The sequence below is a fragment of the Candidatus Sodalis sp. SoCistrobi genome, assembly GCF_900143145.1.
Taxonomy (GTDB): Bacteria; Pseudomonadota; Gammaproteobacteria; order Enterobacterales; family Enterobacteriaceae; genus SoCistrobi.
This window is the reverse complement of the sequence record NZ_FRDB01000127.1, coordinates 1-8,619: the sequence shown is the minus strand read 5'-3', so window position 1 is coordinate 8,619 and position 8,619 is coordinate 1. Positions and strand designations below refer to the sequence as shown.

General features: G+C 55.8%; 7 protein-coding genes and 1 pseudogene. 6 read left to right on the top strand and 2 right to left on the bottom strand.

All coding sequences use genetic code 11. The features are described from left to right. Nucleotides 1-333: 333 nt before the first annotated feature. Nucleotides 334-906 (bottom strand): D-glycero-beta-D-manno-heptose 1,7-bisphosphate 7-phosphatase, encoded by a 573-nt coding sequence (gene gmhB / locus CINSTRO3249_RS09765; protein WP_074013139.1) that lies wholly within the window; start codon nucleotides 904-906, stop codon nucleotides 334-336. Nucleotides 907-1,095: 189 nt separating this feature from the next. On the opposite strand from gmhB, the gene metN reads away from it, so the two are divergent. The 6 genes and pseudogenes from metN to proS all read left to right on the top strand — a co-directional run bounded on the left by metN (nucleotide 1,096) and on the right by proS (nucleotide 6,818). Continuing rightward, the gene (gene metN / locus CINSTRO3249_RS09760) at nucleotides 1,096-2,127 is read left to right on the top strand and encodes a methionine ABC transporter ATP-binding protein MetN (RefSeq protein ID WP_074013138.1); all 1,032 of its coding nucleotides are present in this window, start codon (nucleotides 1,096-1,098) and stop codon (nucleotides 2,125-2,127) included. After that, nucleotides 2,120-2,773 (top strand): methionine ABC transporter permease MetI, encoded by a 654-nt coding sequence (locus CINSTRO3249_RS09755; RefSeq protein ID WP_074013137.1) that lies wholly within the window; start codon nucleotides 2,120-2,122, stop codon nucleotides 2,771-2,773. Before metN ends, CINSTRO3249_RS09755 begins: the two co-directional genes overlap by 8 nt. 64 nt (nucleotides 2,774-2,837) lie before the next feature. Further along, on the top strand, nucleotides 2,838-3,653 hold the full coding sequence (locus CINSTRO3249_RS09750; RefSeq protein ID WP_074013136.1) for a MetQ/NlpA family lipoprotein: 816 nt from the start codon (nucleotides 2,838-2,840) through the stop codon (nucleotides 3,651-3,653). Between the two features lie 115 nt (nucleotides 3,654-3,768). Beyond that, on the top strand, nucleotides 3,769-4,182 hold the full coding sequence (gene rcsF, locus CINSTRO3249_RS09745; protein WP_074013135.1) for an Rcs stress response system protein RcsF: 414 nt from the start codon (nucleotides 3,769-3,771) through the stop codon (nucleotides 4,180-4,182). After that, nucleotides 4,179-4,887, top strand: a pseudogene (gene tsaA, locus CINSTRO3249_RS09740) (tRNA (N6-threonylcarbamoyladenosine(37)-N6)-methyltransferase TrmO); the annotation flags it as partial. The gene rcsF and the pseudogene tsaA, both read left to right, overlap by 4 nt. 206 nt (nucleotides 4,888-5,093) lie before the next feature. Next, nucleotides 5,094-6,818: a proline--tRNA ligase gene (proS, locus tag CINSTRO3249_RS09735; protein WP_074013134.1), complete on the top strand. Its 1,725-nt coding sequence runs from the start codon at nucleotides 5,094-5,096 to the stop codon at nucleotides 6,816-6,818. Nucleotides 6,819-6,907: 89 nt separating this feature from the next. Here the strand turns inward: proS and CINSTRO3249_RS09730 are convergent, their stop codons facing one another. Further along, complete coding sequence (locus CINSTRO3249_RS09730) at nucleotides 6,908-7,774, bottom strand: hypothetical protein (RefSeq protein WP_174249770.1); 867 nt, start codon at nucleotides 7,772-7,774, stop codon at nucleotides 6,908-6,910. Nucleotides 7,775-8,619 lie beyond the last annotated feature (845 nt).

Sequence of the window (8,619 nt, the reverse complement as noted above, 5' to 3'; positions counted from 1 at the left end):
TGCTCAAAGAATTAAAACTGGTATTCATATGAATATTCGTTGTTCACTCTTCAAGACTTGATATTTCGGTATGTCGATATCGTCTTGTGAGTGCCCACACAGATTGTCTGATAAATTGTTAAAGAGCGTTGCGCTGCCGGAATCCGGCTGGCGCGAGGTGGCGTATGTTACGCCATCCTCATTCAGTGTCAAGCCGTTTCGCCTGTTTCTGAACCCTTCCGGTCACCGTGATGATGTTCACTTGACCGGTCGATGGAGGCGCATTATAGGGAGCCGTTCTGAAATGGCAAGGGAATATCCTGACTTTTTTTTCAAACGTTCACTCATTAGCCGTTACGTGCCCGCCTGACGCTGTTTAATCGCTGCCGGTAATGCAGCCAGGCTATCAAGGACCCAATCCGCCGCCGCGCTGGCCTGCTCCGTTACCGCTTTACCGCTGCGCACCAGTACCCGCGTGCCAACCCCCGCCGCTTGAGCCGCCAGCATATCGTCCAGTTTGTCGCCCACCATATAGGAAGAAGCCATGTCGATATGCAGGTGGCGCTGCGCGTCCAGCAGCATGCCCGGTTTTGGCTTGCGGCAATCGCATTCCTGACGTAATGCCTCAACCACCGCCTGTGGATGATGGGGGCAAAAGTAGATACCGTCCAAATCGACGTCGCGATCAGCCAGTGACCAGTCCATCCATTCCGTGAGATGCATAAACTGATCTTCGCTGAAAAGGCCGCGGGCCAGCCCGGATTGGTTGGTGACCACCACCAGGGCAAACCCCATCTTTTTCAATTCCTGCATGGCTTCGATCACGCCGTCGATGAACTGAAAGTCGTCAATCTCATGAACGTAACCGTTATCGGCGTTAATTGTGCCGTCACGGTCTAAAAAAATAGCGGAAACAGACTGTGCCACTGCAAGGCTCCTGATTACGGGTAAGCCGTCAGTATCGCATGTTTTGACATGGGAAGAGAAACCCATAAAATGGAACGTAACGCAGTTGACTTAGACGTCTAGACGCCTTAACATCCACGCACTTCGATGCCGATTGGCATGGGTTTGCCTCTTTTACGTTCGCGACACGGTCCATATATAAAAATAAATATGATCACACTTTCTCACATCACTAAGCAATTCACGCTGGGCGCGCACACCATTACCGCGCTGTCAGATGTCAGCCTTCATGTGCCCACCGGGCAGATTTACGGCGTCATCGGTGCGTCCGGCGCAGGGAAAAGCACCTTGATACGCTGTGTCAATTTGCTGGAACGCCCCACCTCTGGGACGGTGGTGGTCAATGGTACCGATTTGACGAACCTGCCCGAGCGGAAATTGACTGACGCCCGCCGTCAGATTGGCATGATCTTTCAGCATTTCAATTTACTCTCCTCGCGCACGGTGGCCGGTAATGTCGCGCTGCCGTTGGAATTAGATAACCTGCCTAAAAGCGCTATCGCCCGGCGGGTCACTGAACTGCTGGCGCTGGTGGGGCTGGAGGATAAAGCAGATAGCTACCCGGCGAATCTTTCGGGCGGCCAGAAGCAGCGGGTTGCCATCGCGCGTGCGCTGGCCAGCAATCCCAAAGTGCTGCTGTGCGATGAAGCCACCAGCGCGCTGGATCCCGCGACCACCCACTCGATTCTGGCGTTGTTGAAAGACATCAATCAGCGCCTGGGTCTGACCATACTGCTCATCACCCATGAAATGGATGTCGTAAAACGCATTTGCGATCAGGTCACGGTGATAAGCCAGGGAGAGCTAATTGAGCAGGACACGGTAAGCGAAATGTTCTCCCATCCGAAAACGCCGCTGGCCCAGGCGTTTATCCGTTCCACGCTGCATTTGGATATTCCGCAGGACTATCAGCAGCGCATGCATCACCAACGCGCGCCCGGCCGCATTCCCATTTTGCAGTTGGAGTTTACCGGTTTGTCGGTGGATGCGCCGCTGTTGTCGGAAACCGCGCGCCGTTTTAACGTCAATAACAACATCATCAGCGCCCAGATGGATTACGCCGGGGGCGTGAAATTTGGCATCATGTTAACGGAAATGGACGGGGATGAAGCCGACGCCGCCGCCGCCATCGCTTATCTGCAGGAGCATCAGGTAAAAGTAGAGGTACTGGGTTATGTCTGATGGAATGATTGCTCTATTGGCCCGGGGAGTTTGGGAAACCCTGATGATGACCTTTGTCTCGGGCTTTTTTGGTTTCGTCATCGGCTTGCCCATCGGCGTGCTGCTTTACGTTAGCCGCCCCGGCCAGATTGTCGATAACGCCAAACTGTACCGGCTGGCATCGGCGCTAGTGAACGTATTTCGTTCAGTGCCGTTCATTATTTTGCTGGTTTGGATGATTCCTTTTACCCGTATCATCGTGGGAACCTCAATCGGTCTGAAGGCCGCCATTGTACCGTTGACGATAGGCGCCGCCCCCTTTATCGCCCGCATGGTGGAAAACGCCCTGCTGGAAATCCCCTCCGGTCTGGTCGAAGCGGCCCGCGCCATGGGCGCTACGCCATTGCAGATAATCCGCAAGGTGCTGCTGCCGGAAGCGCTGCCGGGATTGATTAACGCTGCGACCATCACGCTCATTACGTTGGTAGGCTATTCCGCCATGGGGGGAGCCGTGGGCGCGGGCGGTCTGGGGCAAATAGGCATTCAGTACGGCTATATTGGTTATAACGCCACCGTGATGAATACGGTATTAGTATTGTTGGTGGTTCTGGTCTATTTAATACAACTCGGTGGTGATCGTCTCGTCGCCGCCGTTACCCATAAATAATGCGACCCGTCCCTGCGTCAGCGTAACGGCGCAAGGACATTACATTTCACGTGAGGAAAGGGATATGTCTTTCAATATTAGAACTCTGGCAAAGGTGGCTGCACTGGTAAGCGCGATGGCGCTGGCCGGCTGCGGACAGGATGAAAAAGATCCAAATCATATTAAAGTCGGTGTGATTAACGGCGCGGAACAGCAGGTCGCCGAAGCAGCGCAGAAAGTGGCTAAAGAGAAATACAACCTGGATGTAGAGTTGGTGACCTTTAATGATTACGTCTTGCCGAATGAAGCGCTGAGCAAGGGCGATATCGATGTAAACGCTTTCCAGCATAAACCTTACCTGGACCAGCAAATTAAAGACCGCGGCTATAAACTCGCGGCCGTAGGCAATACCTTTGTCTATCCTATCGCCGGCTATTCTAAACAAATCAAATCGCTGGACGAACTCCAGCCCGGTGCCCAAATCGCGCTGCCTAACGATCCGACCAATCTGGGTCGTTCGCTGCTGCTGTTGCAGAAAATCGGGCTGATTGGCCTCAAGCCGGGGGTGGGGCTGCTGCCGACCGTGCTGGATGTGACCGACAATCCGAAAAACCTGAAGCTGGTGGAACTTGAAGCCCCACAGTTGCCGCGCTCGCTGGACGATCAGCAGATCGCCCTGGCGATTATCAATACCACCTATGCCAGCCAGATTGGCCTGACGCCGACCAAAGACGGTCTGTTTGTCGAGGATAAAGACTCACCTTATGTCAATCTGATCGTGGCGCGCGAAGATAACAAAAACGCCGAAAACGTGAAGAAATTCGTACAGGCCTACCAGTCCGATGAAGTGTATGACGCCGCCAACAAAATTTTTAACGGCGGCGCGGTCAAAGGCTGGTAATTGTTAATAACAGTTTTTCGCGGTGTTTTAATCAGACGGGCTACGGCCCGTCTTGTTATTTCTGCCGTAGATTGCTTCAATAGCAGCCGTTATAACAATAATCAGAGGAAAAATGATGCGCGCATTACCTGTTTCGCTGCTCCTTCTCTCGCTGACGGGATGCTCCGGGCTACACCACGCACCTTCCGCCACCCCAAACGGCCCTAAGAACCCGTTCAAAGACACTACCACCGCCGTGCATAAAACCGCTCCGCACAGCGCGCCGCTGCCGGCTAAGCTTTATAAAAATCCCGAAGAATTAGTGGGCAAACCGTTCCGCGATCTGGGCGAAGTCTATGGCTCTACCTGCAAAGTCAACCTGCAGGATCCGCCGCCGAGCATCAGCGCCGCCCGCCGCAATATGCAGACCCGCGCCGCCGCGATGAAAGGCAATGGCGTCTTGCTGCATCAGTGTCAGATCGTGAGCGCCGTCGCCGGCTGCTATCAGCAGGCCATCTGCCAGGGGACCGCGCTTAGCGTGTCGCAATGACCCAAGCTTTTAGCTTTCAGCCAATAGGTGTCATTCGCTCGCCCTATAAAGAAAAATTCGCCGTGCCGCGCCAGCCGGGGCTGGTGGCGGAGGGCACCGGCGAGTTGCATCTATTGCCGCCCTACAATCAAGCGGAAGCGGTGCGCGGCCTAACGGATTTCAGCCATATTTGGCTAGTGTTTGTGTTTCATCAAACCTTAGCGGGCGGCTGGCGGCTGGCGGCCGACGGTCAGGCCCCCGCGGCTTGGCGGCAATAGCCGGCTGGGGGTTTTCGCCACCCGCTCGCCTTTTCGCCCCAATCCCATCGGGATGTCGCTGGTGGCGCTGGAAGGCGTTACGCTGCGCGGCGCCGAGGTCATTTTGCGTCTCGGCAGTCTGGATCTGGTGGACGGCACGCCGGTGGTGGATATCAAACCCTATCTGCCCTATGCCGAAAGCCTGCCCGATGCCCGCGCGGGCTTTGCCCAGGAGGCGCCTGCCGATACTTTGCAGGTCATTTTTTCGTCCCAGGCGGAACTGCAGCTGCGCGCGCAGCGCCACGCCTGGCCGCGACTGCGGGCGTTCATTTGCGATGTGCTCGCGCAAGATCCCCGCCCCGCTTATCACCGTCGGGCGATGCCGGCGCGGGACTACGCCGCGGCGCTGCTGGATTTTAATGTCCGTTGGCACGTGAGCGGGAACACGGCCGAGGTGATCGCCATCGATGCGGCCACCGACGCCAGGACGGGCGCCGCCGGCCCAAACCCCGGTCCCGAGGCCGACGACGCCGGCAACGCCTCTGGGTAATGCGTTAAATTTCCCGCCGGTCCTTTTGGCCGTCGGCGGGCGCTGGTAGACTAGAGCACTTTCGGTATTTTTGCTGCCTGCCGGCAGCCTCCGGCATTGAGCCGCTTTTGTGGAACTTAACTAACATGCGTACTAGCCAATATCTGCTCTCCACCCTCAAGGAAGTCCCCGCTGACGCGGAAGTGGTCAGCCATCAGCTGATGCTGCGCGCCGGGATGATTCGTAAACTGGCGTCCGGCCTTTACAGCTGGCTGCCGACCGGTTTGCGCGTGCTGCGTAAAGTAGAAAATATCGTGCGCGAGGAGATGGACAACGCCGGCGCGATTGAAGTGTCTATGCCGGTGGTGCAGCCGGCGGATCTGTGGCAGGAAAGCGGGCGCTGGGTACAATACGGCCCGGAGCTGCTGCGGTTTACCGACCGCGGCGCGCGCCCCTTCGTGCTGGGTCCGACGCATGAAGAAGTGATAACCGACCTTATCCGTAATGAAGTCAGCTCTTATAAGCAGCTGCCGCTGAACTTCTATCAAATCCAAACCAAATTCCGTGACGAAGTGCGCCCGCGTTTCGGCGTTATGCGCTCGCGGGAGTTTGTGATGAAAGACGCTTATTCTTTCCACACCAGCCAGGCTTCGCTGCAGGCGACCTATGACGCCATGTACCAGGCTTATAGCGCTATTTTTACCCGTATGGGCCTGGAATTCCGCGCGGTGCAGGCCGATACCGGTTCCATCGGCGGCAGCGCATCACATGAGTTTCAGGTACTGGCCGGCAGCGGTGAGGACGATATCGTGTTCTCAACGGCATCAGATTACGCCGCCAATATTGAACTGGCGGAAGCGGTCGCTCCGGCCGCCGCGCGCGCCGCGCCGGGCGAAGACATGCGCCTGGTGGATACCCCTGACGCTCGCACCATCGCCGAGCTGGTGGCGCAATTTTCGTTGCCGGTGGAAAAAACCGTCAAGACGCTGCTGGTTCGTGCGCGGGAAGACGCCGGCCATCCGCTGGTGGCGCTGATGGTCCGCGGCGATCATCAGCTTAACGACGTCAAAGCCGAGAAGCTGCCGCAGGTTGCCGCCCCGCTAACATTCGCCAGCGAAGAAGACATTCGCCTCGCGGTGGGCGCCGGCCCCGGTTCGCTTGGACCGGTCAATCTGCCGCTGCCGCTGGTCATTGACCGCAGCGTAGCGGTGATGAGCGACTTCGCCGCCGGCGCCAATGCCGAGGGTAAACATTTCTTCGGGATTAACTGGGAACGGGATTTGCCGCTGCCGCAGGTAGCCGACCTGCGCAAGGTGGTCGACGGCGATATCAGCCCGGACGGTAACGGTACGCTGCAAATCAAGCGCGGCATTGAAGTGGGCCATATTTTCCAGTTGGGCAGCAAATATTCAGAAGCGATGAAAGCCACGGTGCAGGGCGAGGACGGTCGCAACCAAACGCTGACCATGGGCTGTTATGGTATCGGCATCACCCGCGTGGTGGCGGCCGCTATTGAACAAAACCACGACGACCGGGGCATCCTGTGGCCGGAAGCACTGGCGCCCTTTAATGTGGCGATTATGCCGATGAATATGCATAAATCCTTCCGGGTCAAAGAGGTAGCGGAAGACCTTTATCAACAGCTGCAGGCGCGCGGTATTGACGTTCTGCTCGACGACCGCAAAGAGCGTCCGGGCGTCATGTTTGCCGATATGGAGCTTATCGGCATACCGCATCAGCTGGTGATTGGCGATCGCAATCTGGATACGGAAGAAATCGAGTACAAAAACCGGCGCAGCGATGAGAAGCGGATGATTAAACTCAGCGCTATCGTTGACTTTCTGGTAAGCGAAATCGCCGCGGCGCAATAAAACCCGCGGCCGTACGCCCCTTATGCGCCGTCCACAACCATGGGCGGCGCAGGATTTTTTGACGCGCCAACCCGAACCGCATATACCTTTTACGCCAGCGCCACATTCGCCATTAATTGGCTCTGTTGCAGGCAATTCGGATCAACATACACCCTATTTCCATCGACAGAAGCGACCGGCGATATGACCCCGCCCTGTTTTTCACCGAACTTAAGGCAGGCGGTAAAGCCGTTGATTTCCCCAGCGATATACTGGGCCAGCTTAGCATTGCTGTCACAGCATTCCCGCTGTAAACGCCGCTGCATAATGATCATCCGGCTGCCGTTTTCTATTATTTGGATAACTACCCGCGGCACCTTTAATGGACAGTCCCCCCGTGACGGCAACGATATGGCCGGCGCATCCGCCTGCAACCGTAATGACGAAAAATCAAGATAACAGAGGGTCATCTTCCCACTCTTATTGACTGTGGTCGAGAACGGCATCCATGCGTCGAAAGGGTGGGTTTGCGGCGGCGCATTATCATTAATCAGCGTCCACTGCAGAGTAAAATCATAAGTCGCATTGGCTCTAATAAAGATGAGATCCTCTTTGTCGGCGTCGGTGGTGACAACCCAGGCTCCGTCCCGTTGACCGGCTTTGAGAGGCAAAGCGGAAAAACCATTAAGAGCTTGCGCTAGCCTCCGTGGCCACCGCCGTTTGTCGGTATCCGGGGTATCAATAGTGATAATGCGCTCCAGGCACTGTTTGCCACCGCAGGTGCTGAAATTGACATAAATCTGGCTCATCGGCGGCAGATCGCTCCACACCGCTATTGGGCCAAGCGCTATATAATCTTTTTCATCACCCGTTTCATAGTTCCTGGCGTTAATCGCCTCCGGCTGCACATGTTGCGTCTCATCAACATGGCGCAATCGGGCGCGGCGTTTTCCACCAGGAATTGCCGCAGCGCGCATTGCATTTTGCGCTCGCCGTACAATAACATGAGAATCGGGCCGACAGGCGTGTCGCCAGCGCCGAGCTGCGCCAGGGCTTCTTTTATTAGCTGAGGCGTTGCGAAGCCGGGGAAACGTTTAAGAAAAGCGTCACCGTCGAGCAGGCCTTTTAATACCCGCAGCAAGCTCAGTGCAATGACCATAAAGGACGGGTCGGTGAACTCCGATCGCCGCTGGCGGGAGCTGACAAGCTGGTGCCACTGTAAACAAAGTCGTTCAAGAAAATTATGCAAACGCAAATGCCAGACTTCGGTTTCGTGCAGACGTCTGATGCCCAGCGTACTCTGCGGGGAAAATTCCAGAGCGGTTCCCTGCCGCTGTAATTTGTGATCAATCACCACCCGGCGATAGCTTTTTACCGGTATCTGCAGACGATTAGCCAACACTTGTGCGCAGGAATGTGTGCCGCCATAGCCTCCATAACAGGAAACCAGCTCCAATTCTTTCAATGGCCTGCTCTGATTGTATAATTCATTAATGCCCAATACCACCTCGGCGCATTCCAGAGCGTCATAATGATTTATGCTGGCGGGTGCGCCGTGGGCTTTTAAAAGCATTTGTACGCGGCCACCCGGCACGTTGACATTGTTATAAAAGGCGACGCGGCTATCAGGGCCGAGCAGAGCGGATACGCGGGTTTTCTCGACATTCACGTAGCCACTTAACACGCAATAAGCAATGAATCACCCCGGATAAATTAGAGTCTATACTTTAAAAGTGGAGGTCTCTATGACAACGACCAAACGTTACTCTCCGGAAGTCCGTGAACGGGCAGTTAATCTAGTGCTGGAAACTCAGCATGAGCA